General features: G+C 63.6%; 22 protein-coding genes. 7 read left to right on the forward strand and 15 right to left on the reverse strand.

What is annotated here, in order from left to right:
* Window positions 1–94: 94 nt before the first annotated feature.
* Both HU772_RS04345 and HU772_RS04350 read right to left on the reverse strand, forming a co-directional pair.
* Window positions 95–907 (reverse strand): SDR family oxidoreductase, encoded by an 813-nt coding sequence (locus HU772_RS04345; protein ID WP_186660232.1) that lies wholly within the window; start codon window positions 905–907, stop codon window positions 95–97.
* A 184-nt stretch (window positions 908–1,091) separates the two neighbouring features.
* The gene (locus HU772_RS04350; protein ID WP_186660233.1) at window positions 1,092–1,556 is read right to left on the reverse strand and encodes a multidrug transporter; all 465 of its coding nucleotides are present in this window, start codon (window positions 1,554–1,556) and stop codon (window positions 1,092–1,094) included.
* Window positions 1,557–1,779: 223 nt separating this feature from the next.
* On the opposite strand from HU772_RS04350, the gene HU772_RS04355 reads away from it, so the two are divergent.
* Together HU772_RS04355 and HU772_RS04360 are read left to right on the forward strand one after the other, a co-directional pair.
* Complete coding sequence (locus HU772_RS04355) at window positions 1,780–2,607, forward strand: hypothetical protein (protein ID WP_186660235.1); 828 nt, start codon at window positions 1,780–1,782, stop codon at window positions 2,605–2,607.
* Window positions 2,608–2,672: 65 nt separating this feature from the next.
* Window positions 2,673–3,104 carry a hypothetical protein gene (locus HU772_RS04360; RefSeq protein WP_186660237.1) on the forward strand — a complete coding sequence of 144 codons (432 nt, stop codon included), beginning with the start codon at window positions 2,673–2,675 and terminating at the stop codon, window positions 3,102–3,104.
* Between the two features lie 60 nt (window positions 3,105–3,164).
* Here HU772_RS04360 and HU772_RS04365 read toward each other — a convergent pair whose 3' ends face one another.
* The 13 genes from HU772_RS04365 to yaaA all read right to left on the reverse strand — a co-directional run bounded on the left by HU772_RS04365 (window position 3,165) and on the right by yaaA (window position 20,961).
* Complete coding sequence (locus HU772_RS04365; protein ID WP_186660239.1) at window positions 3,165–4,619, reverse strand: mannose-1-phosphate guanylyltransferase/mannose-6-phosphate isomerase; 1,455 nt, start codon at window positions 4,617–4,619, stop codon at window positions 3,165–3,167.
* A gap of 35 nt (window positions 4,620–4,654) precedes the next feature.
* A complete protein-coding gene (locus HU772_RS04370; RefSeq protein ID WP_186660241.1) occupies window positions 4,655–5,302 on the reverse strand; it encodes an alginate O-acetyltransferase AlgF in 648 nt (215 codons plus the stop codon).
* Between the two features lie 20 nt (window positions 5,303–5,322).
* The gene (locus HU772_RS04375) at window positions 5,323–6,483 is read right to left on the reverse strand and encodes an alginate O-acetyltransferase (protein ID WP_186660242.1); all 1,161 of its coding nucleotides are present in this window, start codon (window positions 6,481–6,483) and stop codon (window positions 5,323–5,325) included.
* A gap of 10 nt (window positions 6,484–6,493) precedes the next feature.
* Window positions 6,494–7,951 (reverse strand): MBOAT family O-acyltransferase, encoded by a 1,458-nt coding sequence (locus HU772_RS04380; protein WP_186660244.1) that lies wholly within the window; start codon window positions 7,949–7,951, stop codon window positions 6,494–6,496.
* A 176-nt stretch (window positions 7,952–8,127) separates the two neighbouring features.
* Window positions 8,128–9,231 carry a mannuronate-specific alginate lyase gene (locus tag HU772_RS04385; protein ID WP_186660246.1) on the reverse strand — a complete coding sequence of 368 codons (1,104 nt, stop codon included), beginning with the start codon at window positions 9,229–9,231 and terminating at the stop codon, window positions 8,128–8,130.
* A gap of 7 nt (window positions 9,232–9,238) precedes the next feature.
* On the reverse strand, window positions 9,239–10,684 hold the full coding sequence (locus HU772_RS04390) for an alginate O-acetyltransferase (RefSeq protein WP_186660248.1): 1,446 nt from the start codon (window positions 10,682–10,684) through the stop codon (window positions 9,239–9,241).
* Between the two features lie 13 nt (window positions 10,685–10,697).
* The gene (gene algG, locus HU772_RS04395) at window positions 10,698–12,254 is read right to left on the reverse strand and encodes a mannuronan 5-epimerase AlgG (protein ID WP_186660250.1); all 1,557 of its coding nucleotides are present in this window, start codon (window positions 12,252–12,254) and stop codon (window positions 10,698–10,700) included.
* A 19-nt stretch (window positions 12,255–12,273) separates the two neighbouring features.
* The gene (locus HU772_RS04400; RefSeq protein WP_186660252.1) at window positions 12,274–13,752 is read right to left on the reverse strand and encodes an alginate export family protein; all 1,479 of its coding nucleotides are present in this window, start codon (window positions 13,750–13,752) and stop codon (window positions 12,274–12,276) included.
* Window positions 13,749–15,185, reverse strand: coding sequence for an alginate biosynthesis TPR repeat lipoprotein AlgK (gene algK / locus HU772_RS04405; protein WP_186660254.1), 1,437 nt, complete (start codon window positions 15,183–15,185; stop codon window positions 13,749–13,751). Before algK ends, HU772_RS04400 begins: the two co-directional genes overlap by 4 nt.
* A gap of 13 nt (window positions 15,186–15,198) precedes the next feature.
* Window positions 15,199–16,365, reverse strand: coding sequence for an alginate biosynthesis protein Alg44 (locus tag HU772_RS04410; RefSeq protein WP_186660256.1), 1,167 nt, complete (start codon window positions 16,363–16,365; stop codon window positions 15,199–15,201).
* 36 nt (window positions 16,366–16,401) lie between these two features.
* Window positions 16,402–17,883 carry a glycosyltransferase family 2 protein gene (locus HU772_RS04415; protein WP_186660258.1) on the reverse strand — a complete coding sequence of 494 codons (1,482 nt, stop codon included), beginning with the start codon at window positions 17,881–17,883 and terminating at the stop codon, window positions 16,402–16,404.
* A 71-nt stretch (window positions 17,884–17,954) separates the two neighbouring features.
* The gene (locus HU772_RS04420; RefSeq protein WP_186660260.1) at window positions 17,955–19,271 is read right to left on the reverse strand and encodes a nucleotide sugar dehydrogenase; all 1,317 of its coding nucleotides are present in this window, start codon (window positions 19,269–19,271) and stop codon (window positions 17,955–17,957) included.
* A gap of 910 nt (window positions 19,272–20,181) precedes the next feature.
* Window positions 20,182–20,961: a peroxide stress protein YaaA gene (gene yaaA, locus HU772_RS04425; protein WP_186660262.1), complete on the reverse strand. Its 780-nt coding sequence runs from the start codon at window positions 20,959–20,961 to the stop codon at window positions 20,182–20,184.
* A 136-nt stretch (window positions 20,962–21,097) separates the two neighbouring features.
* Between yaaA and HU772_RS04430 the strand changes: the two genes are divergently transcribed.
* The 5 genes from HU772_RS04430 (at window position 21,098) to moaE (ending at window position 25,196) form a co-directional block, all read left to right on the forward strand.
* Window positions 21,098–22,216 carry a polysaccharide deacetylase family protein gene (locus HU772_RS04430; protein ID WP_186660264.1) on the forward strand — a complete coding sequence of 373 codons (1,119 nt, stop codon included), beginning with the start codon at window positions 21,098–21,100 and terminating at the stop codon, window positions 22,214–22,216.
* Between the two features lie 299 nt (window positions 22,217–22,515).
* Window positions 22,516–23,910: a PhoH family protein gene (locus HU772_RS04435; RefSeq protein ID WP_186660266.1), complete on the forward strand. Its 1,395-nt coding sequence runs from the start codon at window positions 22,516–22,518 to the stop codon at window positions 23,908–23,910.
* Between the two features lie 121 nt (window positions 23,911–24,031).
* A complete protein-coding gene (moaC, locus tag HU772_RS04440; RefSeq protein ID WP_110991659.1) occupies window positions 24,032–24,502 on the forward strand; it encodes a cyclic pyranopterin monophosphate synthase MoaC in 471 nt (156 codons plus the stop codon).
* Window positions 24,502–24,747, forward strand: a complete 246-nt coding sequence (moaD, locus tag HU772_RS04445) for a molybdopterin converting factor subunit 1 (protein WP_186660291.1) — start codon at window positions 24,502–24,504, stop codon at window positions 24,745–24,747. Before moaC ends, moaD begins: the two co-directional genes overlap by 1 nt.
* Window positions 24,748–24,749: 2 nt before the next feature.
* Entirely contained in the window at window positions 24,750–25,196 is a 447-nt protein-coding gene (gene moaE / locus HU772_RS04450; RefSeq protein ID WP_186660268.1) for a molybdopterin synthase catalytic subunit MoaE, read from the forward strand.
* Window positions 25,197–25,249 lie beyond the last annotated feature (53 nt).

The raw sequence follows: 25,249 nt of genomic DNA on the forward strand, positions 1-25,249 counted from the left end.
CCCTGGCGCAACATTGGAAAATGCTCTGGTGTGCACTTTATAGTTAGCGATAGGGTCAGCTATCGATTGCTCAAACCCCGTAAAACCGGGAAGATCAAAGCGTTACGTCGAGGCCGAAACGCTTCATCAAGACTTTTTGCAGCATGCCGCCGGGCAGCCAGCGGGCCATCCAGGGCAGCGCACGGCTGCCATTGCCCAGGCGTAACAGGTCCGGCACGCGATTGCGTTGTAGTGCCTTGAGCACTTGGTGGGCAAAATCCGTGGCCGGTGTCGGTCGATCCTGCGAGGCGCGAGCACGGGCGCGGATGCCTTCGCGCAGGGGCCACCAGGGTGAGTCCTCGGCAATCAGCAGCTCGGCCTCGCGCCCGGCATTGCTGGCGAACTGCGAGGCGATCGCCCCCGGCTGCACCTCCATGACGCGGATGCCGAACGGCGCCAGCTCCAGGCGCAGCGCATCGCTCAGGGCATGCACCGCGGCCTTGGAGGCGCAATAAGCACCGGCGAAGGGGGTGACCAGCACGCCCGAGACACTGCCGATGTTCACCACCACGCCGCGGTTGTGGCGCAGTAAGGGAAACAATGCACGGGTGACAGCCACCGGGGCGAACACGTTGGTTTCGAATTGCCGGCGCAGGGCGTCGGCACCACCGTCGAGCAACGGGCCCATGGCTCCGTAGCCGGCGTTGTTGATCAGGATATCCAGGCGTTCCAGTTCGTTGGCCAGTCGGGCGAGGCCGTGGGCATCGTTGACGTCCAGTTGCCGGGCATGGAAGCCGGCGGCGGCCAGGCGTTCGACATCTTCAGGCTTGCGGGCGGTGGCCCAGACTTCATGGCCGGCCTCGTGGAAGGCGTCGGCCAGGGCGCGGCCGATACCGCTGGAACAACCGGTGATGAGGACGGTGGGCATAGAGAGGGCCTGTGGTCTGGAGGTTGTGATAGCGCCTGTCCTGGCCTCTTCGCGGCGGTTCGACGCTTCGATAAACCCGCTCCCACAGGTACTGCACAGGCCTCAAGAGCGGTGCCGTCTCTGTGGGAGCGGGTTTACCCGCGAAGCGTCGAACCGCCGCGAAGGGGCCAGCAAAGACAAAACGTTAGTTGGCGAATGTACCTTGCAGATGCTCGGCGCGGAACTCCAGGGTCTGCGGCCGATACCCCGAACGCAGCGGCGGCAACGGCAGGCAGTCCTGCCACTCGGCGCCGGGCTGCAATTCGCCCGGTCCGCGATAACGCGGGGCAGCGTAGGTGTTCTCGGCCAGGTTGACGGTATCGCCCGGCGCATAGGCCCCGACGCGCCAGCGCAGTTCGGTGAGCGGGGCCTTGTTGCCGTTCTTCATGCGCACCTGCAGGGCGCGGTCGGCGGGGCATTGTTCGGGGGCGTAGGTCAGGCGGATATCGAGGCGGGCCAGTTGCGTGGCCTCGCGGGTGTCTTGCCAGGCTACCCAGAGCGCCACCAGGCCGAGACCACAGACCGCGGACAGGGAAATCGGCAAGGCCTTGGCCGGGTAGCGCAGCAGCAGGACCAGCCAGGTGAGGACGAGCAGAGCGCCGATGAGCATGACAGGTGAGTCTCCGTTATCCCGGTCGATACATCCTAACGGGAAACTGGACGGTGCTCAAAAACCGAAAAAGCGCATCGATACCTGTGGGCGTGCAGCCGTTCGGTGTGGTGTTCTATTTGATGCCAGCCTGGTAGTTCTGCCAGTTTTCAGTGTGGCGATTACCCAGCACACTTTCTCGTGTCAGGCAATTTCGCCAATACATGCATAGGACGTGTGCATCATGAAATTTGAGAATATTGGACAGGTCTACCAGCAGTTAAAACCTCATACCGTGCAGCGCGCAGTCGGCACATTTTCCATTGAACTAAAGGAGCCCCGTAGGACATTCGAGCCGGTGCGTTTCGAGTTGTTTTTCGGGCCGATATACTCAGGGATACTGGTCGCCGAAGGTTTTGAGGACACCAGCGAATACATGGTGTTCATGTTCCCTGAATTGCCAGGCAACAGCCCGCGGCTAAAGGACTATGACGTTACGCCGGAGAGTGGGACGGGAGCCAAGGTATATTTCTCTGTGGCGGGGCGACATGGCTATGCCGACTCGGGCAAGGTGCAAGATGTCCGGATCAGTAAGGAAGGTATTGAGGCCGCTAAGTTTAATTTCGCAGGGCAAGCGATATCAGGACCTTTCGAAGCGCTGACGGGCGACTTTGTCGTCGTGGATGTGAGGCCGAGTACACACAACGCGCAAGGCTCTGCCTCAATGACGATCACCCCGGCTCTGGGAGGGGTGAGTGATTACTCAACCGAAAAGGTGAGCTACCGCGGTGATCTTGAGAAACCTACCTACTTCCGGGCCTCGAAAACCGTTGGCAGCCTTCCAGGCGGCCAGCTCGATATCTTTCTCGTCGCAGGTTATACGGGTGAGCAAGTAGCCGCTAGGTATCTCTCCGTAGTGATTGATAGCTTCGTCCTTAACGCAAGGAACATTCGCTTTGAGGTCACGGACTGGACGCCTGGTACAGTGCTGGCGTTCAACTTTGAATGTGATGTCACTTACAAGGGACAGGACCACCACCTGCGCAACGGCCACTATCGGATCAACTGGTAAGTCCGGTGTGGGGCTACGCCATATCAGAGATGGGTATCAAGTAATCAAACAGGGAGTAAACTTTCATGGGGTTTACAGTTGACGCCGGACCGTCTTATGGTTTCGACACTGAACTAAAAATCTACCCTGGACATTCCCGTGGAGCATTCGACCCCTCTATTGGTGAGCGGTCTGGGTATCAAACGGATGAGATTCTCTACACAAGGACTCGTACGTCGATTTCCGTGGTTGCGCCGCAAGAAATTACGGAAGAGTCGGGCTACCAGTGGCAGCTGGGCACAGCCTTTTACATTGAAGGTCTTGATCGAGAATCACCCATTGTAGTCGCTGCGTACATTGTCAAAGATAACCGTTTGCATATTGGCAGTGCCGTCACGGGCACGATCAAGTTGGAAGGCAATGAACTGACGCTCTCGGGTTACAGTTTCACGGCCAGGGTGAGTCATACTCACCAAGCGCAGAACGTAGAGTTAAAGTTCACACTGCCGCCGAAGTGAATCATCAAGGTATTGTCCTTCGAGCGAAAGCAGGCCCCATTGGGGGCCTGCTTGTTGTGCTCACTGCGCGATGGTCTTCACCGACACCCCACGCTCGGTCGGCGTCGAGGTGCGTCCATATACGTCCTCGAAACGCTCGATATCATCCTCGCCGAGGTAGCTGCCGGACTGCACTTCGATGATCTCCAGGGGGATCTTGCCCGGATTGCGCAGGCGGTGCACCGAGGCGATGGGGATGTAGGTGGACTGGTTTTCGGTGAGCAGGAACACGTTCTCGTCGCAGGTCACCTCGGCGGTGCCGGACACCACGATCCAGTGCTCGGCGCGGTGGTGGTGCATCTGCAGCGACAGGCTGGCGCCGGGCTTGACGGTGATGTGCTTGACTTGGAAGCGCCCGCCCATGTCCACCGAATCGTACGAACCCCACGGGCGGTACACCTCGAGGTGGTTCTGGGTTTCGCTGCGACCCTGGGCGTCGAGGGTGTTGACCAGTTGCTTGACGCCTTGGACCTTGTCCTTGTGGGCGATCATCATGGCGTCCTTGGTCTCGACCACCACGATGTTCTCAAGGCCGATCACCGACACCAGCTTGCCGTTGCCGTGGATCATGCAGTTGTGGCTGTCCTGCACCACCACGTCGCCTTTGGTGACGTTGCCGTTGTCGTCCTTCTCGTGCACGTCCCACAGCGACGACCAGCAACCCACGTCGCTCCAGCCCGCCGCCAGTGGTACCACGCAGGCGCGCAGGGTCTTCTCCATCACTGCGTAGTCGATGGAGTTGTCCGGGCAGCAGGCGAAGGTGGCTTCATCGATGCTCAGCACATCCTCTGCTTCGGCGCTGCGTTCCAGGGCCAACAGGCAAGTGTCGTAGATGTCCGGATCGTGCTTCTTCAGCTCTTCGAGGAAGCGGCTGGCGCGGAACAGGAACATGCCGCTGTTCCAGAAGTAACCCCCGGCGCGGACAAATTCGTTGGCGCGCTTCTCGTCGGGCTTCTCGACAAACTGCGCGACCCGCGCCACGCCCTCGGGCAGCAGTGCATCCTGGCTGGAGCGGATATAGCCGTAGCCGGTTTCGGGCTTGGTCGCCGGCACGCCGAACAGCACCATCTCGCCGCGCTCGGCGGCCACGGTGGCCAGGGCCAGGGCGCGCTGCAGGGCCTTCTGGTCCTCGATCACGTGGTCGGCCGGCAGCACCAGCATCAGTTCATCGCGCCCTTCGTTGACCAGCTTCATCGCGGTGATCGCCACCGCAGGGGCGGTGTTGCGGCCAAACGGCTCCATGAGGATGGCCTGGGTTTGCAGTTTCAGCGCGCTCAGCTGTTCCTGGACGATGAACTTGTGGTCCTTGTTGCAGACCACGATGGGGGTGTCCATGCCGTCGAACACCAGGCGCTCGATGGTCTGCTGGAACAGGGTGTGTTCGCCGGTCAGGGCCAGGAACTGCTTGGGGAACTGCTTGCGCGACAGAGGCCACAGACGCGAACCGCTACCGCCAGAAAGAATTACCGGGATCATCGTGTTTCTCCAATAGTCGTTTAGAGGCAGGGGGATCAGTTGCTAGCCACGGGGCGAGTTACCCACACCGGCGACAGGCTGTTGCCGGAACCGGTGACATACAGCACGGCGGCTTCGCCGCGCTCCAGGGCGACGGGTTTGACGTCGCCGACTTTCTTGTCGCCTGCATACAGGGCAAGGTTGACCTTGACCGGGTTGATTTCACGTTCGCCACGGCCCTTGGCGGCCACGGCCTTGATCACTTCGGTCTTGCCGTCGGCGGTCTTCAGGGCCAACGGCTGGTCGCTGAGGTTCTGTACCCGGACCAGGGCTTTCTGCTTGTTCTTGAACGGCGGCTCCTCAATCAGTTGCGGGTTGCCAGCGCTGTTGTTGACCAGGGTGTAGTACTTGTCCGAGGCCAGTTTGACCGGCACCGACTTGCCGCCGACCTGGGCGGTGTAGTCGCCGCCGGGCAGGAAGCTGAAGTCGCTGCTGGCCTGGGCACCGACCTGCTTGATCTGGGTATTGCCCACGCTCGCGGCAGTGGGGCTGCTTGCGGCGTTGTACAGGCGCACGAAGGTCGAACCTTTCGGCGCGCTCGGGCCATAAAGGGCGGCGTCGGCGCCGGCGAAGGCCTGCATTGAGGCCAAGGTCAGGCCGGCCGCGAGGGTGAGGGCTTTGGCAATGGAAGTCTGGGGGGTCATGTGCGTGTTCCTCTCTATCTTCAGTGGTCCGTCCGGTTGGACGACAGGGCCAGGTTTTCTTCGGATTTGCGGGAGTTCTTCAACTGCGCGATCCACTGCGGATCGAAGGCGCTGAGGTCGTTCTTCATTGGCAGATAACGTTCGGGGAATTCCCACACCACGACCTGTGGCGGGGCGTTCTTGAAGGCATCGCTTTGCAGGTACTTGAGCATCGGCAGCAACGGGCCGTGGCCGTCTTCGGCGTAGTTGGCGACGTCGCTGCGCAGGGCTTGCTGCAGGGCGCCGAGGAAGTTCCAGTGCGGGTTGGCGCTGTAGCTGGTGCCCACCAGCGCCACCGGGATCCGGCTGTCGCTGAACAGCGCGTCGTCGCCGCTTTCGCCTTCGGCCTGCACCGGGTGGGTCGTGCGTTGCTGCAGGGTGTCCGGGGTGGGCAGCAGGTTGCTGAACAACGGGTCCAGCGGCAGGAAGTTGGTCAAATCGCCCTTGTACGGCGCGCTGGCGCCGGCCTCGGTGATGTACGCCTGGGGCTCGCCGCTGAGCAGGCCCTGGCGGTTGACGGCTTCGGCCAGGGCTTGCGCGACCACCTCGGCGCCCAGTGGCGTCCAGTGGGTGTCGGTGCGCAGGAACACCTGGCCACGGGCCTTGGCTTGCTCCAGCGGGGCCAGCAGGTCGGGGGCGAACACATTGGCCTGGCGCACCTGGGCGTGGAACTGGTTGAACAGGTCGTCGTGCAGGCTGGCCGGCGTCTCTTTGCCAAGGTACTCGGAATACAGGCGGGCCTTGGCCGGGACGATCGCCAGCAGCAGTTGCACGCCCTGGCGCTGCAAGGTGTCGCGGATGCCGCGCACCAGCGCCAGGTTGTCTTGCATCTGCTGTTGCGCGCCGACGCTGGGCTTGAACTCTTCGTCGCTGAACAGCCACTGGTCGCGGCCCAGCACCACGCCGGGGCGGCCTTCATTGAACAGCTTGAAGTCCAGCGCGGCCCACAGGTTGGTGCCCAGGCGCTTGATCGGGAACTGCTCGTCGTAGTGGGTTTCGGCGGCCTTGGCCAGCTTGCCGTCGAGCAGGGTCATCTGCCCGGTGCGGGTGAAGCCGTCCAGCCCACCGAGCGACCAGACGCCCAGGCCGACCAGCAGGCCCATGAACGACAGGGAGTAGGTGATGCGAAGTGTCCGGTTCATGTGTCGGGCCTCAGAACTGGAAGTACAGGAAGGGTGAGTAGCTCTGTGCCGAGAGCTTGAGCACCGAGGCGATGAACAGCAGCAGCACCAGGGCGCGGGTCATGATCCGGGTCCAGTCCAGGCCAACCGAGCCATCGGCGTTGATCTGCAGCGGGGTGGCCTTGGGTGCTGGCGTGGCGTTGCGGTAGAAGTCGCGCAGGCCGAAGAACGCCAGGCTCAGGTAGGCCACGATCAGGGTCGCGACCTGCAGGCCGGTGAGGTTGGCGCGGTTGAGCTCCGACAGCTGCCAGTCGCCGAGGCTGAACATGGCGCCGTACATGCGCGCGGCCACATGCAGGTTTTCGGCGCGGAAGATCACCCAGCCGACCACCACCAGCAGGAAGGTGAAGGCCCACTTGATCGGGTTGAAGCGCTGCGGGTTGGTGTCCAGGCCCAGCGCGCGTTCGATGGCCAGCCACAGGCCATGCCAGGCGCCCCAGATGATGTAGGTGAAGTTGGCGCCGTGCCACAGCCCGCCCAGCAACATGGTCAGGAACAGGTTGCGGTAGGTGTTGAAGGTGCCTTTGCGGTTGCCGCCCAGGGTGATGTAGAGGTAGTCGCGCAGCCAGGTCGACAGGCTGATGTGCCAGCGCCGCCAGAACTCGGTGATCGACTGGCTGATGTAGGGTTGCTTGAAGTTCTCCATGAAGCGGAAGCCCATCATCAGGCCCAGGCCGATGGCCATGTCGCTGTAGCCGGAGAAGTCGAAGTACAGCTGCGCGGTGTAGGCCAGGGCGCCGAGCCAGGCGTCACCGGTGGTGGGGTTTTGCAGGGCGAAGCAGTGGTCGGCGACCACCGCCAGGGTGTCGGCGATGAACACCTTCTTGATGAAGCCCTGCATGAAGCGGGTGCAGCCTTCGGAGAACTTGTCGAGGGTGTGGGTGCGGTTGTTGAACTGGTCGACCAGATCCTTGAAGCGCAGCACGGGGCCGGCGATCAGGTGCGGGAAGATCGCCACGAAGGCGGCGAAGTCGATCAGGTTGCGGGTGGCCGGGGTGTCGCCGCGGTACACGTCGATGATGTAGCTGATCGACTCGAAGATGTAGAACGAGATGCCGATCGGCAGCAGCACGTGGGTGAGGATGAAGGGTTCTAGGCCCATCGAGGTCATGATCGCGTTGAGGCTGTCCACCCCGAAGTTGGCGTACTTGAAGTAGCCGAGGATGCCCAGGTCGATGCCCACGCCCAGCAGCAGCCAGCGCTGCGCGGGCTTGGTGCGCACGCCGGCGGCGCCTACCTTCAGGCCGATCCAATAGTTCCACAGGGTCACCCCGGCGAACAGGGCGAGGAAGTCCACCCGCCACCAGGCGTAGAAGATGTAGCTGGCAACCAGCAGCAGCAGGTTGCGGTAGCGGTTCCCGCTGATGTAGTACAAGCCGAGGAAAACCGGCAGGAACAGGAACAGGAATACGTTGGACGAGAAGACCATCCCGGTTCTCCTTGTTGTTTGCAGCATCCGGGGCACAGCGCCCCCCAAACCCCCCATGCTTGGCTGGGGAGCAATCCGGTTCCTGTGGGAGCGGGTTTACCCGCGAAACAGACACCGCGGTGCCTGGCAAGGGCTTCGCCCTTGTTCGCGGGTAAACCCGCTCCCACAGGGATCTACTATTTCTTTTGTTCCGCGCCCGGGTCGTAGACCCGGGTCAGATCGCCGCCCAGCCTGAAACTGTTGAACGGCTGCATGTCATGCTTGCGCTTGAGCGTGTCGCCGACGCACTGGTACAGCGCGCACCACGGCTCGAGCCAGGCGTACTTGCTGTCGATCTTCAGGTCGTGCAGGTCCTGCTTGGCACCGGCGCGGATATTGAACTGGACCGGGTCGCGGGCACCGGCCAGCACGCCTTCGCCGAGGCGTTGCAGGGCGAAGTTGTTTTCCTTGCGCAGGTCCACGCCGTTGGCCTGGGCGAAGCTGGCGATCATCGCCAGCGGCGGCAGGGCGTAGTTGTGGTAGGCCAGGGCGCGCTGCCTGCGTTTGATCTCGTTGGGCAAAAAACCCTGTTCGTCGACCTGGTTGGCACCGACCTTGTATTCCTTCACTGCCCAGTCGAACAGGTCGCGGCGGTCGGTGGCCACGGCGGTGGCCATCACCGACCAGGCCGCCCAGTAGCTGTGGTTGTTGATCTTCTCCAGGGGCAGGTCGCTCCAGTCGCGCACCGTCTGTTCGGCCAGGCGCGCCAGCCACTTTTCGATTTTCCCGGCCTGGGCCTGGTGCGCGGCCAGCGGCTGGGCGTTGGAGAACTTCAGCCGCAGCCACGAACCGCTCATGCTGCCCAGCGCCCATTTGCGCATCGACTTGCCGGTGTGGTTGAAATCGGTGGACTCCAGGGCGTCGGCCTGGGCCCAGGTTTCGAGCCAGGCCAGGGCGCAGTCGAGCTGTGCCGGGCGACCGTCGCGCAGGTACTGGCCGACCATCTTGCTCACGCCTTTCTCAAGGGTGGTGATGTCCTGGGTGGATTGGCGGAAGGCTTTTTCCGAGTCGGCATTGAGCGTTGCCCGGGCCTTGTCCGAACCTTCGTACTTGCTGCGGAACACCAGCGCGCCGGTATAGGGCTTGGGCGCCGCCTCGCAGCGGAAGTCGCCGTCGCTGGTCTTGAGTTTCTCGATACCCTCGTAGTAACCCTGGGGCGGCACCAGCGCGGCCTGCGCCGCGCCGCCGAACAGGGCGAGGGCGAGCAGGGCGGGTGCGGTCTTGCTGCTGATCGATGTCATGGTCGCCTCACTGGCCAGCTTGCGCGGTGTGCTGCGCGGGGCTGGCAAAGTTGTTGCGTTTGCACAGTTTCGCTTCGACTTTCTGCGTACCGCTTTCCGGCCCCTGGAGCTCCAGGGCGAGCAGGTTCTGGCCGGCCCAGTCTTCGTCCTCGCGCATCTGGAAGACGAACCGCCCATCGGTGTCAGAGGTGGTGGGCTTCTCGATCTTGATGTCCTCGTGACGGCCGTTGAGGTACCACAGGGTGGCCTGCAGCACTTTCACCGAGCTGTCCTCGAACTTGATGTCGAGTTGGTGGTTGCGGTTGACCAGGTCCTTGATCACGCCATTCTTGCCGTTGACCATCAGCTCGTTCTTGCCGGGCTTGAGGGTGGCGCTGGCGCTCATCTGTGCGGGACGGTCGTCGCAGCCGTCGTCGAGCAGGCCGAGGATCTGCCGCCAGATGGTTTCCTGGTCCAGGCGGTACAGCGGGGAGAACTCCCAGACCAGGATCTTCGGCGGGTTGTTCTGGAACTCTTCGCTGCCCAGGTACTGGATCATCGAGCCTTCCAGGCCGCCACCGGGGAAGGCAACGTTGAGCACGTCGGCGCCGATGTACTGCTCAAGGAAGCCCGAGAAGTTGTAGTTCTTGCCGCTGTGGCTGGTGCCAACCAGGGTGATCTGCGCGTTGCCCGAGTCGCCGAACAGGTCGTCGCCGCCGCTGGCACCGCCCTTGGGTTCGGTGGCGAACTGGTCCATGTACTGCACCGCGTAGCTGGTGCCGCACAGCTGGCCGGCGACATTGTGCAGGGTGCCGGTCTTGCCCATGCGTCCAGACTTCTTGGTCTCGAACTCCTTGCGCGGGATGCCTGCGAAGGCCGGCATCTTGTGTACGGTGTCGGCGACGATCTTCGCCGCGCGTTCGGCGCCGTAGGGCGTCCAGTGCTGGTCGCCACGGAAGTAGAAGTCCTTGCCCTGGTCGGCGGCGGCCAGTTGCTCGTTGGTCAGCGGCGACAGGTCGGGCACGTTGTAGCCCATCTTGCTGAAGCGCTGGAGCATGGCCTGGTAGTTGCGCAAGGCCTTCTGGTAGTCGAACGCGGCCTTCTCTTCAGGCTTGAGCATGTTGCGGTTCACCAGGCCACGGGTCGGCTGGTACACCACCACCAGCTCGACGCCGCGCTTCTTGAACGCGTCGTGCACCTGCTGCAGGCGCTTGTAGCCGCCCGGGGTGGTGTCGAATTCGGTGCGCAGGTCTTCGCGGGTACGGAACAGCCAGTCGCCCTGGGCCTGCACCAGGGTGGTGAAGTTCTGCTGGTAGCGCGTGGTGTAGCGGCTGGCGTCGTGGGCCTCGGGGCACAGCTGGCAGCAGGGCTCGGCGCTGAAGGTCGGCGCCTTGACCTCATCGGCGCGCACGCCCTGGCTGATGGCCAGGAGGGCGGCGGACAGGCCCAGCAGTTTCATCAGGTGTGGAGTCATGGTCTGGGCTTCCTTAGTCGATCATTTCGGTCTGGCGTTCGACCGGGTCGATCAGCACGGCCTTCTGCTGGCGCACCAGCAGGTCGAGGATTTCGTCCTGGCGCTCGCCGAGCACGCCGTTGAAGCTGATGCCGTTGGCCTTGCGCGGCATCAGCATCGACACCTTGTACAGCTCCACCGACAGCGGCGAATCGATCGACAGCGGGCCCGAGCCGTTGGCCGCCAGCTCGCCGCCGACCACGATCAGCGACACCTTGGTGTCGAACGGGTCGAGGGCAATATCGCGGTCGGTGTCGGAGAGGTCCTTGATGTGCCCGTACACGCCCACCAGGCCGTTGGCCATGGCGACGTTCTCGTACAGGCGGATGTTCACGCTGTTGCGCACGCGGATGCCGTGGCGACGGTTGTTGATCAGCTTGTTGCCCCAGATCAGGTTGTCGCCGCTCTCGTACAGGGTGATGCCGTCGGTGTGGTTGCGGTAGATCTCGTTGTAGGCGATCAGGTTGTTGACGCTGTTACGGTCGATCACCACGCCGGAGAGCTTGTTGTCGTAGCTCTTGTTGTTGATGATCCAGCTGTCGTTGACCTCGCGGGAGACGATGATCCCGTGTTTCTTCTTGGTGCCGTGCACGGTGTTGCCGGCGATGATCAGGCGGTGCGAACGGTCGTGGGGGTCGATGCCGTAGACGATGTTGTCGCGGTAGGTCGAGTCCTTGATCACGAAGTCCTGGGTCTCGTAGCAGTAGAAGCCGTACCACATGTCGCTGAACTCCGAGCCGATGATCCATCCGGTGGGTTCCGGGCGGCCCATCTGCTTGGCCATGTTCGGCGTGTACTGCGAGATGCTCACGCCGTACGACTTGGACTTGGCGTAGCCGAAGCTGGCCATCTTGCTGTTGACGATGTAGGTCTCGGTGCCGCCCCAGCTGAGCAGGAACGGGCGGAATTCATCGGGCTTGCGGAAGGTGGCCGGGCCGTTGGCCTGTTCGCGCCAGCCGGTCACCTGGGTATCGCTGACGAACAGCTTGCCGTCGTTGACGATGAACGACCCACCCTCCTCGGACAGGCGCAGTTCCTTGACCTTGCCGTCGATCTCCAGCACGCCCTTGCGCCCGACCACGATCGGCAGGCGCGCCAGGTACACGCCCGGGGCGGTTTCACGCAGGTACTGGCTGGGGACCTGCTTGCTCAGCTCGACCAGGTCGACATGGCCATCGTCGACGAAGATCGCCTGGGGAATGCCGTGCTGGCGACGGACCCACTCGGCGCCCTTGTTGTCGCCGCCGATGAACTCCTTGAGGGTGTCCTCCTGGAGCATGCGGCGTACGCTGACCTTGCCCTTGTGGCGGCGGTCGATCTTCTTCTGCACGGCCTCGGCGGTGTAGCCGGAAAGGTCAGGCAGTTTGGGCGGGGCCATCTGCAGCGGCTCGATGGGCGCGCTGGAGACGGTGTAGGTCTTGGCCTTTTGCAGCCCCTTGGCCATCTCGGGCTCGGCGGCCTGGGCAAGGCCGCCGGCCAGCAGCAGGGCGCTGGCGAGCAGGCTGTGGCGAAGGTTCGGGTGCAGGTTCATGTCAAATCCTCTCCCGGCCTCAGTAGCGCCAGATCACGTCGACGAAGGCGCGATGCATGTACGAGTCGGCCTCTTTGCCATAGGCGTCGCCCGGCTTGAACACACCAGCGCGCAGGCGCACCAGGGCCGATGGCTCGTCGATCGACTGGCTGATCGAGGCCGGCAACAGGCCTTGCTTGAAGTACTTGGTGACGACCACGTCCATCTCCTGGCCGAGGTCTTTCTCGCCCTGCACCAGTGGGCGGCTGATGCCGCCGTCGTCGACCACCGCGTTGATGCCGCTGGAGCCGATGTTCTGCTTGCCGTCGACGCGCCAGAATTTGTGGTAGATGAAGCTGGCGTCGTAGTCGTCGCGCAGTTGCCAGGAGGCGAACAGGGTGGCTGCCTGCAGGTTGCCCAGCTCGCCGCGGAAGGCTTCGCCGAAGCGGTGCACGCGCGAGCGGGTGCCGGTGAAGTTGGAGCGGTTGCTCTCAAGGCCGGTCTGTTCGAAGTTGTTCGAGCCGTCGCTGCCACCACCGCCGCTGCCGCGGGCATAGGCCGCGCCGACCTGCCACTGTGGGTCGAGGCGCAGGCGGATGCCGAGGTCGGTGGCCCAGGCGTTGACGTCGCCGCTCTGCTTGCCGGTGGCGACCTGGTCGTTGCCCACCGCCTGGCTGCTGAGGGTGTCGCGATCGCCGGTCAGCCAGGTGACGCTGCCCCAGTAGTTGACGGTATGGTCGTTGCGCCAGTTGTAGGCATCGCTGTTGGCCTCAAGGCCCAGCCAGGTCAGGTCGCCGGTGCGGGTCTTGTCGAGGGCGTCGACGGTTTCGCCGGGGCGCTTCAGGCTGCCGCTGTCGTGGGTGTGATGGGCGCGCAGGCCGACCCAGTGGCCAGGGGTCCATTGTGTGGCGACGTTGCCGTAGACATGGGTGCGGTCCTTGTCCTCGGGGGCCAGCTCGGTAAGGTCGGTGCGGTATTCGCTGAAGCGCTGGGCCACGCCCAGGTCGGCCTTGAGCAGGGTGGTGTCGAAGGTCCAGTTCAGCGCCTCGATGTTGGTGTCGCGCCACATGCCGTCGTCGCTGCGCAGGCGCTGGCGGCCGAAGCGCAGTTGCTCGCCGGGGTAGGGGGTCAGGCCGCTGTAGCCGATCCAGAACTCGCGCATGGCCAGGTAGCTTTTGTCTGGCTTGCGGCTGTCGTCGCCGTTGTCGCTGGTGGTGCCGTCGTCGTTCTGGCGCAGGGTGTCGGTCTCGATGATGTCGGTGGCGGCTACCGCCTGGCCCATGGCGAAGGCGCTCCAGTGGCCGCGCTCGCCGTACACCCACGGGCGCAGGTCCAGACCCAGGCCGTTGACGTCGCCGCCGGAGCGGGTGCCGAGGTCGCGGTCGTCCTCGGACTGGCCGGTGATCTTCACGTCGAGGCCGAAGTTCTTCTGCGCGGTTTCCGCCGCCAGGGTCGGCATCGACCACAGCAGGGCGCAGCCCAGGCCGATGCCGGCTTTCACGAAGGGGTTGAGCGTCATAGCGAATCCTCGGCGTCTACGTCGTCTTGCTCGTCCTGCAGCGCTTCGATGGCCAGGGTGCTGTTGGCGCCCTTGGCCATGCTGCCGCGCGCCTGCTTCTCCTGCGCCAGCAGGTTTTGCGCCTGGTTGCGCTGCTCGGGCGTGAGCTGCTGGTCGAGCTGTTGCAGCAGTTCGGTCGACTGCGGGGTTGGGTTGACCTGTGACAGCTGGGCGAACACCCAGGCATTGGTCGGTGCCGGGCGAATGCCGTGGCCTTCGCTGAACAGCTGGGCGAGGGCGTAGTCGGCGCTGTTCTGGCCGCCGCGGGCGGCGGCCAACAGGTGGTCCACGGCTTTCTGCGGCTCGACCTGGCCCAGGTAGCCACGGCGGTAGAGCTGGCCGAGGTAGTAATCGGCGCTGATCTCGCCGGCAGCGGCGGCGGCCTGCAGGTGCTCCTGGGCCTTCTGCGCGTCGGCGGGCACGGTCTTGCCTTCGTAGTAGAGGCGGCCCAGCAGCAGTTCGGCGCGCGGTTGCTCGGCCTCGCGGCCCTTGTCGATGTAAGCCATGAGCTGGTCGGTGTCGCCCAGCTCGGGGAAGTCGTAGAGCAATTGCGCCAGGCTCACCCAGGAGGCAGGGTTGGCTGGGGCCACTTGCTCGAGCAGGTCCTTGGCGGTTTTCTCGTCGGTCTGGCCCAGGCTGCGGTCGGCCAGCACGCGGGCGACGCTGTCGACCCGGGTGGCCGGCACCGCGCCACGGGCGTAGGCGGCCTTGAGCTGGTCGAGCAGGGCGGCCTGCTGGTCGGGCTGGGCGCGCTTCTGGTAGACGGTGGCCAGTTCGACGTAGCAGATGTCGGTGCTGGCCAGGGCGGCCTTGCAGATCTTTTCCACGTCGCCCAGGTGCTGGTCGTAGCTGCCCTGGGTGCGGTACAGCAGCACCTGGGCCAGGCCCGCCTCGGGGTTGCCGGCGGCGCGCCACTGGTCAATCTGCTGCTGGGCGTTGACCTTGGGGAAGCTCTGCGGGTACTGCAGGTAGAGCATCGCCAGGGGGATCAAGGTGTTGCCTTCGCCTTGTTTTACCGCGAGCTTGAGCAGCGACTCGGCTTCTTCACGTTCGGCCTGGGTGCTGTCGGGCTTGGCCACCAGCAGCCGGCCAAGGCGCGCCTGGGCCCGGGGCGAGGTGGCGGCAGCGGCGCGGTAGGTGGCTTCGGCCTCCTTTAGTTGCGCCGGGTCGCGGGTGGCGACCTGGATATCGGCCAGGCCGACTTGCGCATCGCTGTAACCCAGGTCGGCCAGGGCCTTGTAGTTGCGCTCGGCGGTGGCGGTGTCGCCGCGCTTGAGCGCTTCATTGGCCAGGCGCTGGTCGGGCAGGCCGGCGCAGCCGGCCAGGGTGATGGCCAGGGCGCAGAGCCCGAGAGCGGCACGGTCCCTGTGGGAGCGGTTCTTGTTGGAGATCATCGTCCGCTCCCTCTTACAGCCCGCGGGCCACGGCCTTGTCGATCAGCCAGTTGAGCGATGGGCCACGGTCGCTGTTGACCGCGGCCGGGCGCCCGGCGAGCTCGGCTGGCAGGCCTTCGTCGGGCTGGATCTGCACGCGGATGTCGGCGGCCAGGTTGTCGGTATCCAGGCTCGAGCTGCCGACGATCTTGCCGCTGCGCACCTCGTCCTCGCCGGCGACCTGGAAGTTGACCCGGGTACCGGGCTTCACTTCATCGAACTGGCGGTAGCTGAAGCGCGCCTCGACGGTCGGGGTAGTGGTGCGCGGGATCAGCGCGAACACCGGCTGGCCCTTGCTGGCGTACTGGCCGTCGTCCACCAGCTGGCGCGAGACCACGCAATCGCAAGGGCTGGTGAGGGTGCCGGAGAGCTGCTTGCCGAACAGCTCCTCGACCTTGGCCGGCTCCAGCTGCGAGTCGTCCAGATGGCCCTTGAGCAGGTCGAGCATGCTGGTGTTGAAGGTCGCCAGCGGCGCGCCCTTGGCCACCGTGGCGCCGCTTTGCACCAGGCTCTGCACGCTGCCGTCGCGGGGCATGGTGACGTTGGTGGTGGGCACCGCCACCACGCCGGCTTCGGCATGGCTGACGAAGTACAGGCCATACAGCGACTTGGCGACGAAGCCGAAGGCCACCAGGCCGATGGCGAACACCCCGGCGGTGACGGTCACCGCGCGCAGGCGGCCGAAGGCCGACAGCCCGGAGCCGCCATCCTTCTGCTTGCGCGCCTTGGTGAAGTTGTCTCGCTGCAAGGTGCTGAGCACATCGCCGACACTGATCAGCTCGCCGGACAGGTGGCTGGTGATGATGTGGCGCAAGGTGGCGATGTCGCGTGGCTCGAGGTTCTGGAACTCGGCGCCGGTGCGACCGTTGTGCGCATCGCTGGTGCGTACCAGCAGTTCCACGTCCATCGACAGGCCGAGGTTGTCCACTACGAACTGCAGGCGCCCGCGCAGCACCTGGCCTTCGGCCAGTGGCTGCTTCGCGTGGAAGGACAGGCCCCCGGCGGAAAGATCGTCCACCTTCACCTCGTGCGGCTCGCGGTTGCCGTCCAGATAGCGCAGCTTGGCGGGGATGCGCACCCGGGCGTGCTGGCGCTGGGCCTCGGATTCATGCACGACGTTGACGTTCACGGCGGTATTCATGGCGATATTCGTTCCTGTTGTCCGATCCGGGGTGGCTCACACGACCATGAACAGCACGGCGACGAAGATGCTCGCGGCCGAGAAGGTCATGGTCCGCGAGGACCAGGTGTTGAACCATTGTTGAAAGCTGGCGAGGTCGCGCTTGAGGGCAGTGGGCTGGCGGGTCCAGGACTGCTTGTCGAGACGGAAGAACACGTAGATCTTCATCAGCGCGCCGACGATCTGGTTGTAATAGAGAATCAGCGGGTAGGCCGGGCCGACGTTGTGGCCCGAGCACAGCAGCATCACGGTGAGGATCAGGCGGGTGATGCCGATCCACAGCAGGTACACCAGCAGGAACTGCAGGCCGAACTTGAAGCTGGCGATCACCGCCACGGTCAGGCCCAGCAGGCTGGTCCACATCGACACGCGCTGGTCGAGCAGCACGATGCTGGTGAACAGCCCCAGGCGCTTGAGGCCCAGGCCCAGGGCGCGGGAGTTCTGCCGCAGGTTGTTGCCGTACCAGCGGTACATCAGCTTGCGGCTGGCCTTGATGAAGCTTTTTTCCGGCGGGTGCTCGACCGTGTTGATCGCGGCATCGGGCACGTAGAAGGTGTCGTAGCCCAGGCGCATCAGGCTGAACCAGCTGGACTTGTCGTCGCCGGTGAGGAACTTGAAGCGGCCCAGGCGCCAGTGCATCAGCGAGTCGCTTTCCACATCGGCGATGAATTCGGGGTCGGTGACCACGCTGGCGCGGAACATCGACATGCGCCCGGTCATGGTCAGCACGCGTTTGCTCAGGGCCATCGAGCACATGTTGATGTGGCGCTGGGCGAAGCGCAGCTTGTGCCACTCGCTCATGATGTAGCCGCCGCGCACTTCGCAGAACTCGTTGGTGGTCAGGCCACCGACGTTGGGGTAGAGCTTGAACCAGGGCACGGTCTTGCGCACCACGCCTTCGGCGAGCACGGTGTCGCCGTCGATCACCGCCACCACGGCGTGGTCATCGGGCAGCATCCGCGAGATGGCGCGAAAACCATAGGCCAGGCCATCGCGCTTGCCAGTGCCGGCGATGCGCACGATGTCGAGGGTCACGTGGGACGGCGGGTTGTACTTGGCCCACAGGCTTTTCACCAGCAACTCGTCGGACTTTTCCACCAGCGAGCAGACCACGGTGGTGGGGAAGCCGCAGTCGATCGCCTCGCGGATCACCGAGCTGTACACCTGGGCGGTGGTCAGGGCCTCGATGCGAAAGCTGGTGACCATCAGGTACACGTGCGACGGGTCGGCCGCCTGGCCCAGCTTGCGCACCTTGCGGCGCAGGTAGGGGTACACGATGTACAGGAAGATCATGCCGCGAATGAAATGGGTGGCGCCCATGGAGTAGCGCCAGATGCCGACGGCACCGACCAGGAAGATGAAGTGCTTCGACTGCGAGTCGAAGATATCGCTGGGCAGGGCCAGGGCGATCAGCATGAGCAGGCTCATGTAGAGCAGCCAGCCGGCGCATTGCAGCAGCATGGTCTGGAACCTTTGCATGTTCGGCATCCGTCGAGAATTCGGGGGAGGGCGGGCGGCGCGCTGGGGAGAGACGCGCCGCCCGGCCGGGTTTACCAGCAGATACCTTCGGTGCGGCTGGTGGCGCAGGTCGGCTTGCTCATGAAGCCGACCAGGTCGATCACCTGCTTGCCTTCCGGCGCTTGCTGGGCCAGCGCGCGGAACTGCTCGTCACGGTTGCCCAGGACGATGATCTCGGCATTGCTCACCACCTGCTCGAAGTTGGCGTTGAGCAACGAGGACACGTGGGGAATCTTTGACTCGATGTAGTCCTTGTTGGCGCCGTGGACGCGGGCGTACTCGACGTTCTGGTCGTAGATGTCCAGTTGGTAACCCTTGCCGATCAGGCGTTCGGCCAGCTCCACCAGCGGGCTTTCGCGCAGGTCGTCGGTGCCGGCCTTGAAGCTCAGGCCGAGCAGGGCGACCTTGCGCTTGTCGTGGCTTTCGATGATGTCGAAGGCGTTCTGCACCTGGGACTCGTTGCTGCGCATCAGCGAGTCGAGCAAGGGCGCGCGCACGTCGAGGCTGGCGGCGCGGTAGGTGAGGGCGCGCACGTCCTTGGGCAGGCACGAGCCGCCGAAGGCGAAGCCCGGGCGCATGTAGTACTGCGACAGGTTCAGCGCCTTGTCCTGGCAGACCACGTCCATCACCTCGCGGCCATCGACGCCGACGGCCTTGGCGATGTTGCCGATCTCGTTGGCGAAGGTGACCTTGGTGGCGTGCCAGACGTTGCAGGTGTACTTGATCATCTCGGCCACTTCGACCGGCTTGCGGATGATCGGCGCCTTGAGTTCCTGGTACAGCGCCTGCAGGACGTCGCCGCTGGCGCTGTCCAGTTCGCCGATGACGGTCATCGGTGGGTAGTCGTAGTCGGTGATCGCGGTGCTCTCGCGCAGGAACTCGGGGTTGACCGCCACGCCGAAGTCGACACCGGCCTGCTTGCCCGAACAGTCCTCGAGGATCGGGATCACCACGTTCTTCACGGTGCCTGGCAGCACGGTACTGCGCACCACGACGGTATGGCGGCTGGTCTTGTCGCGCAGTACGTAGCCGATTTCGCGGCATACCGACTCGATGTACTCCAGGCCCAGGTCACCGTTCTTCTTGCTCGGCGTGCCCACGCAGATCATCGACACGTCGCTGGCGCGGATGGCTTCGGCAAAGTCGGTGGTGCCGCGCAGGCGGCCATTGGCGATGCCCTGTTGCAGCAGCGCTTCCAGGCCCGGTTCGACGATGGGCGACTTGCCCTTGTTGATCAGGTCGATCTTGCTGGCGGACACGTCCACGCCGATCACTTCATGGCCCCGTGCCGACAGGCAACCTGCACAGACCGCACCCACATAACCCAAACCAAAGATGCTGATACGCATCGCATTCACCTCGTTGTTTATCACGCCGGCCCTTCAGCGAAGTGCCGGCCGGGTTGATTGATCAACAGTTTTTGGGCGCACGGATCCATGGCGAATTGACACTTCACCGAACGCAGGCATGAATAAATCCGGAGCGCAAAACACTATGCACTCAAAGTTGGCAGTCAAAGGCCAGTATTAAAAAGGCGTGCCCTGAAATGCAGCCGTCTTTATTGCAATTCAAACTTGGTGAATTGCTGTGCTTGTTTTTTCAATTGGAAAAACCTTTTGAAATCAACCACTAGGACGATTCGTAAGGGGCGCGTCTCTCCTTCGGGGCAGGGCGTTCGGGGGTTGCCGTTGCGCTGCCTGACTTGTTAAGGCCGACGGTGGATACCGTTCGGTTGTCATCTGTAAGTCATCTCTCACGGCCAGCGCTTGAAACTCGTTACGGGTGCTATGAGCCATACGGCGCGGTAGAAGTTCCGAGGTGGGTTCCGTGCAGATGAAAGATTTCTAAATATTTTTTCAGTGGCAAATACTTTCATATTGATAGCACCGCCCAGTTTCGCTCCCGTATATAAAGGGCGAAAACGAGGCGGGATGGTTATATGCCAGCATGCAAAAATATTTTTCAAGATTCGTCAAAAAACTACGAACGGTCTTATGGCGTTTTGCGATAAGGACTGATTAGACGCTTTGTTGACGCCGGTTTTTTGCCGGTATTGGAGGGGACAAAGGCGCCCAGTTGCAGGGCCGGTAGAGGTTTTTCGATCTGGCGCGATCTCTGTGGGAACGGTGTTGCTTGCTTCGCGGGTAAACCCGCTCCCACAGTGACTAAGCCAGGCGAGCGCAGGGATTGGGCGATGCACGATCCCTGTAGGAGCGGCCTTGCGCCGCGAAAGGGGCGCAAAGCGCCCCCCTAGGGCCATCAGCCCTCAGCGTGATCGCGCAGGAAAACCAGATGATCCGGCTTCGACTGCTCAGCGCTGTAGTAGTAGCCCTGCACATCAAAGCCCTTGAGCTGCTCGGGATCGTTGATCCGCTCCTGGATCACGAAGCGGCTCATCATCCCCCGGGCTTTCTTGGCGTAGAAGCTGATGATCTTGTACTGGCCGTTCTTCAGGTCCTTGAAATCGACATCGATCACCCGCGCTTTCAGCGCGCTCTTCTTCACCGCGCTGAAGTACTCGTTGCTGGCCAGGTTCAACAGCACATCGTCGCCCTGGTCGGCCAGGGCCTGGTTCAGCCATTCGCTGATGCGCGTGCCCCAGAAGGCATACAGGTCCTTGCCGCGGGCGTTGGCCAGCTTGGTGCCCATTTCCAGGCGGTAGGGTTGCATCAGGTCCAGCGGACGCAGCAGGCCGTACAGACCAGACAGCATGCGCAGGTGTTCCTGGGCGTAGCTGAAGTCGTCTTCGCTCAGTGTTTCAGCGTCGAGCCCGGTATACACGTCGCCCTTGAACGCCAGCAGCGCCTGCTTGGCGTTGGCTGGGGTGAAATCCGGGGTCCAGCTGCCGAAGCGCGCGGCGTTGAGGCCGGCGAGCTTGTCGGACAGGTGCATGAGCTCGGCGATCTGTGCCGGCGACAGTTCACGCAACTGCACGATCAGCGCCTGGGAATCGTCCAGGTACTGGGGCAGGGTGTGGCGTTGGGTGACCGGCGGGGTGTCGTAGTCGAGGGTCTTGGCGGGGGAAATCACCGTCAGCATCGGGTCGGCTCCTGGAATCGTCCGGCGAATTCTACGGGGCTGATGGCGCAACGCCAAACTATGGCGACGATAGTCACGGAACATCGCCTGAGCTCGCGCTATAGTGCGCGCCATGCCTTCAAGGAGAATGCCCACCGTGCGTATCGCGTTTGCCCTGTTCGCCGGGTTGTTGAGCCTGGGCGCGCAGGCCGCCCCGGCGGATTTCGTCAGCTTCGACCGCAACCTGTGGCCGGAGCAGCTGGACAGCCCGACACTGTTCGATGTCGCCTCGCGGGCCGAGATCCTGTCATTTGCCCGGGTCCTGCACGAAAGCGAGATGCTCGACGAACAGGCACTGACTGCACGGCTGGGGCTACGCCAGGTCAACCTGCCGGTGATCCGCGCCGTGCGTGCGCGATTGTGGCAGCGTCTGTGGACCAGCTACCAGCAGGCACAACAGAGTTGCGAGCAGGATGCGTCGTTTTGCTATCCGGTTGAGTCAATGGCCGACTTGCGTACGCAGTCGGCCACGTTCGCCGCTGATGTCGGCACGTTCTATAGCGACTGGGTGGAGCCGAGCCATCAGTTCCACGCGCGTTACCTGGATGAGCAACTGCGCAAGGCTGCGCTGTTCCCGCAGACCACCAGCGAGGTGGAAAAGCTCTCTGGGCGTGAGCGCAATGGCGAGGAACTCAATGACCGGATGTTCTTGCTGACCTTCGTTGGCGGACCTGGCCCCGAGGGGAGCAGCACCGACCAGATGACCGACTACTTGCGCCGACAGAAGCTCGACGCAATCTTCTTCGTGTTGGGCAACCGCCTGCAACAGCGGCGGGACGCCGGTCTGGTGGTGCCGCTGTATGCCGGGCAATGCGTGGGCATCCAGGGCTGGGAATACCGCTCCCATGCCCAGTGGCAGGGGTGGCAGGACTCGTTGCGGCGCAGTCAGGCGCGGGTCCAGGCCGACTTGCCGGAGCAGTATGTGCCGTTGTTCCGCCCGCCTTACGGGCAGCGCCGGGCCGATGGCGAAGGGTTCATGGCCAGCCAGCAGTTGCGGGTCTCGCTATGGGATATCGACGCCCAGGACGACGGGCCGCTGAGCGCCGAGGCGTCGGCGCAGCGGGTACTGACCTTGATGTTGCTGTGGCGCAAGGGCGTGATCCAGTTCCGCGACAGTCAGCCCAAGGCGCAGCCGGCGCTGGAGTGGTTGTTGCAGCACACCGCGCAGAGCGGGATTGGCTGGGAGGATTGCCGGGAATATGGGCAGCGGGAGTAGGTTTCCCACCCCAATAACAGCCACCTGATCCCTGAGCGTAGTCCCCTGCGCCTTGCGCGCCAAGGCCTGTTCGTCAATCCGAAAAATAAACTTCACCCAAGCGTAAAAAGTCTTTTTTTGGTCATGGTTTTTGCGGTATCAAGGAACCAGACAGCCGAATCCTGCAGCACAGGTGGCGTCATCCACGCCCCCTCGCCAGGTGAGCTCCCCGCCCGTAACAACGCGGATACGGGGAGAACGGCAGTCACTCTGCGGCGCAGCCGTATGCGCCGTGTGGCTTTCACATAAGGTGACCGAGTATGGATGACCAAGGACGCACCGCTTCCTCCACCCAGCCAATCCTGTATGTGCTCGATACCAACGTCCTGATCCACGATCCCAACGCCCTGCTCAACTTCGAGGAGCACCACGTCGCCATACCGATGACGGTGCTGGAGGAACTCGACAAGCTCAAGACCGGTAAACACACCATCGCCGCCGAATGTCGCCAGGCGATCCGCCTGATCGACCAGACCCTCGGCGATGCTTCGCCCAACGATGTCGAACAGGGCGTGCCGATCCAGCGTGGCAAGAGCGGGCCCAAGGGCTTCCTGTCCATCCTCATGAGCACGCGCAACGAACCCAACCGCCTGCTCCCCGAGAACCTCGCCGACAACATCATCATCAACCAGTTGCTCGACCTGCGCGCCAAACGCCCGGACCTGGATGTGGTGCTGGTCACCAAGGACATCAACATGCGCCTGAAGGCGCGTGCCTGCGGGATCGCCGCCGAGGACTACAGCACCGATCAACTGGTCGATGACGTTTCCCTGCTGTCCAAGGGCTACCACTCGGTGACCGGCTCGTTCTGGGACCGGGTCAGCAAGGTCGACACCCGCCAGGAGCGTGGCCGCACCTGGCACCGGGTGCAGATGATCGACAACCTGCCGGCGGTGCACATCAACGAGTTCATCATCGACGAGCAGGGCTTCGTCGGCTGGATCAAGGGCATTCGCGACAACGAATTGCTGCTGCTCGACTTGCACCAGGAGCCACTGCTGCACCAGGAGGCTTGGGGCCTCAAGCCGCGCGACATCCATCAGAGCCTGGCGCTGTTCGCCCTGCTCGACCCGGATATCCACCTGGTCAACCTGACCGGCGCCGCTGGCTCGGGCAAGACCATCCTGGCGCTGGCCGCGGCCATCGAGCAGACCATGGTCAGTAAGCGCTACCGGCGCATCATCGCCACCCGCAGCGTGCAGGGGCTGGACCAGGAGATCGGCTTCCTGCCGGGCACCGAGGCGGAGAAGATGGAGCCCTGGCTGGGCGCCATTACCGACAACCTCGAGGCCTTGCACATGGATGACGAGAGCACCCATGGCAGCGTCGAGTACATCCTCGAACGGGTGCCGCTGCAGTTCAAGTCGCTGAACTACATCCGTGGGCGCAGCTTCCAGCAGAGCCTGATCCTGATCGATGAGTGCCAGAACCTCACGCCGCACCAGATGAAGACCATCATCACCCGTGCCGGAGCCGGCTCGAAGGTGGTCTGCCTGGGCAACCTGGCGCAGATCGACACCCCGTACCTGTCGGCCACCAGTTCCGGGCTGACCTACCTCACTGAACGCTTCAAGGACTTCCCCCACGGCGTTCACATCACCCTGCAGGGCGTGCCACGCTCGGTACTGGCCGAGTACGCCGAGTCCCACCTGTGAATCAAGCCTGCTCCCACGATACGTCGTGGGAGCGGGCTTGCCCCGCGATGCGCTGATCTGCCCTCTGCTCAAAGCTGACCTGCAGGTTTACACTCTGTACTCCCTACCCAGGAGCAGAGCTGTGCTGACTCATCTTGATTCCCAGGGGCGCGCCAACATGGTCGACGTCACTGAAAAAGCCGTGACCGCCCGCGAGGCCCTGGCCGAGGCGCGGGTGCGCATGCTGCCTGCCACGCTGCGCATGATCGTCGACGGCGAGCATCCCAAGGGCGACGTGTTCGCCGTGGCGCGCATCGCCGGTATCCAGGCGGCGAAGAAAACCAGCGACCTGATCCCGCTGTGCCACCCGCTGATGCTTACCAGCGTCAAGGTCGAACTGGCCGCCGAAGGCGAAGATGTGGTGCATATCGTCGCCCGTTGCAAGCTGGCCGGGCAGACCGGCGTGGAGATGGAGGCCCTGACCGCCGCGAGCGTTGCCGCGTTGACCATTTACGACATGTGCAAGGCGGTGGACAAAGGCATGGTCATCGAGCAGGTGCGCCTGCTGGAGAAGACCGGCGGCAAGAGCGGCCACTACAAGGTGGAGGGATGATGAAGGTCAAGGTCATGTATTTCGCCCGCTACCGTGAGCTGCTGGGGCTCGACAGCGAGCGCCTGGAAGGCGCGTTCCGCTGTGTCGACGATGTACGCCAGGCCCTGGTGGCCAGGGGGGGGCAACATGCGCTGCTGGCCGAGCAGAACCTGATGTGCGCGCGCAACGAAGAGTTGTGCCGGCTCGATGAGCCACTGGAGGAGGGCGACGAAGTCGCGTTCTTCCCACCGGTGACCGGAGGTTGAACATGAGCGTACGGGTACAGCAAGCGGCGTTCGACCCCGGTGCCGAGGTCAACGCCATGCACGCGGCCAATGTCGGCGTGGGCGCGGTGGCCAGCTTTGTCGGCTATGTGCGCGACTTCAACGATGGCCTGGAGGTGGCGGGGATGTTCCTCGAACACTACCCGGGCATGACCGAGAAGGCCTTGCACAAGATCGTGGTCGAGGCCGAGGGGCGCTGGCCATTGCTCAAGGTCGAAGTGCTGCACCGCATTGGTGCGCTGGAGCCAGGCGAGCCGATCGTCTTCGTCGGCGTGGCCAGCGCGCACCGGCAGGCGGCGTTCGATGCGTGCAATTTCATCATGGACTACCTGAAGACCCGGGCGCCGTTCTGGAAGAAGGAAAATACCCAGGATGGGCCGCGCTGGGTGGAAGGGAAGCAGAGCGACCAGGATGCGGCAGGGCGCTGGTGAATGGCCGGGGCGTTGCCCCGGTTCGCGGGTAAACCCGCTCCCACAGGCCCTAT

Source organism: Pseudomonas xantholysinigenes (assembly GCF_014268885.2).
In the GTDB taxonomy this organism is placed as follows: Bacteria; Pseudomonadota; Gammaproteobacteria; order Pseudomonadales; family Pseudomonadaceae; genus Aquipseudomonas; species Aquipseudomonas xantholysinigenes.

What these genes read in the sequence shown, in the direction of transcription:
- HU772_RS04345 (WP_186660232.1), bottom strand. Translation starts at nt 907, where the DNA reads ATGCCCACCGTCCTCATCACCGGTTGTTCCAGCGGTATCGGCCGCGCC.
- HU772_RS04350 (WP_186660233.1), bottom strand. Translation starts at nt 1,556, where the DNA reads ATGCTCATCGGCGCTCTGCTCGTCCTCACCTGGCTGGTCCTGCTGCTG.
- HU772_RS04355 (WP_186660235.1), top strand. Translation starts at nt 1,780, where the DNA reads ATGAAATTTGAGAATATTGGACAGGTCTACCAGCAGTTAAAACCTCAT.
- HU772_RS04360 (WP_186660237.1), top strand. Translation starts at nt 2,673, where the DNA reads ATGGGGTTTACAGTTGACGCCGGACCGTCTTATGGTTTCGACACTGAA.
- HU772_RS04365 (WP_186660239.1), bottom strand. Translation starts at nt 4,619, where the DNA reads ATGATCCCGGTAATTCTTTCTGGCGGTAGCGGTTCGCGTCTGTGGCCT.
- HU772_RS04370 (WP_186660241.1), bottom strand. Translation starts at nt 5,302, where the DNA reads ATGACCCCCCAGACTTCCATTGCCAAAGCCCTCACCCTCGCGGCCGGC.
- HU772_RS04375 (WP_186660242.1), bottom strand. Translation starts at nt 6,483, where the DNA reads ATGAACCGGACACTTCGCATCACCTACTCCCTGTCGTTCATGGGCCTG.
- HU772_RS04380 (WP_186660244.1), bottom strand. Translation starts at nt 7,951, where the DNA reads ATGGTCTTCTCGTCCAACGTATTCCTGTTCCTGTTCCTGCCGGTTTTC.
- HU772_RS04385 (WP_186660246.1), bottom strand. Translation starts at nt 9,231, where the DNA reads ATGACATCGATCAGCAGCAAGACCGCACCCGCCCTGCTCGCCCTCGCC.
- HU772_RS04390 (WP_186660248.1), bottom strand. Translation starts at nt 10,684, where the DNA reads ATGACTCCACACCTGATGAAACTGCTGGGCCTGTCCGCCGCCCTCCTG.
- algG (WP_186660250.1), bottom strand. Translation starts at nt 12,254, where the DNA reads ATGAACCTGCACCCGAACCTTCGCCACAGCCTGCTCGCCAGCGCCCTG.
- HU772_RS04400 (WP_186660252.1), bottom strand. Translation starts at nt 13,752, where the DNA reads ATGACGCTCAACCCCTTCGTGAAAGCCGGCATCGGCCTGGGCTGCGCC.
- algK (WP_186660254.1), bottom strand. Translation starts at nt 15,185, where the DNA reads ATGATCTCCAACAAGAACCGCTCCCACAGGGACCGTGCCGCTCTCGGG.
- HU772_RS04410 (WP_186660256.1), bottom strand. Translation starts at nt 16,365, where the DNA reads ATGAATACCGCCGTGAACGTCAACGTCGTGCATGAATCCGAGGCCCAG.
- HU772_RS04415 (WP_186660258.1), bottom strand. Translation starts at nt 17,883, where the DNA reads ATGCAAAGGTTCCAGACCATGCTGCTGCAATGCGCCGGCTGGCTGCTC.
- HU772_RS04420 (WP_186660260.1), bottom strand. Translation starts at nt 19,271, where the DNA reads ATGCGTATCAGCATCTTTGGTTTGGGTTATGTGGGTGCGGTCTGTGCA.
- yaaA (WP_186660262.1), bottom strand. Translation starts at nt 20,961, where the DNA reads ATGCTGACGGTGATTTCCCCCGCCAAGACCCTCGACTACGACACCCCG.
- HU772_RS04435 (WP_186660266.1), top strand. Translation starts at nt 22,516, where the DNA reads ATGGATGACCAAGGACGCACCGCTTCCTCCACCCAGCCAATCCTGTAT.
- moaD (WP_186660291.1), top strand. Translation starts at nt 24,502, where the DNA reads ATGAAGGTCAAGGTCATGTATTTCGCCCGCTACCGTGAGCTGCTGGGG.
- moaE (WP_186660268.1), top strand. Translation starts at nt 24,750, where the DNA reads ATGAGCGTACGGGTACAGCAAGCGGCGTTCGACCCCGGTGCCGAGGTC.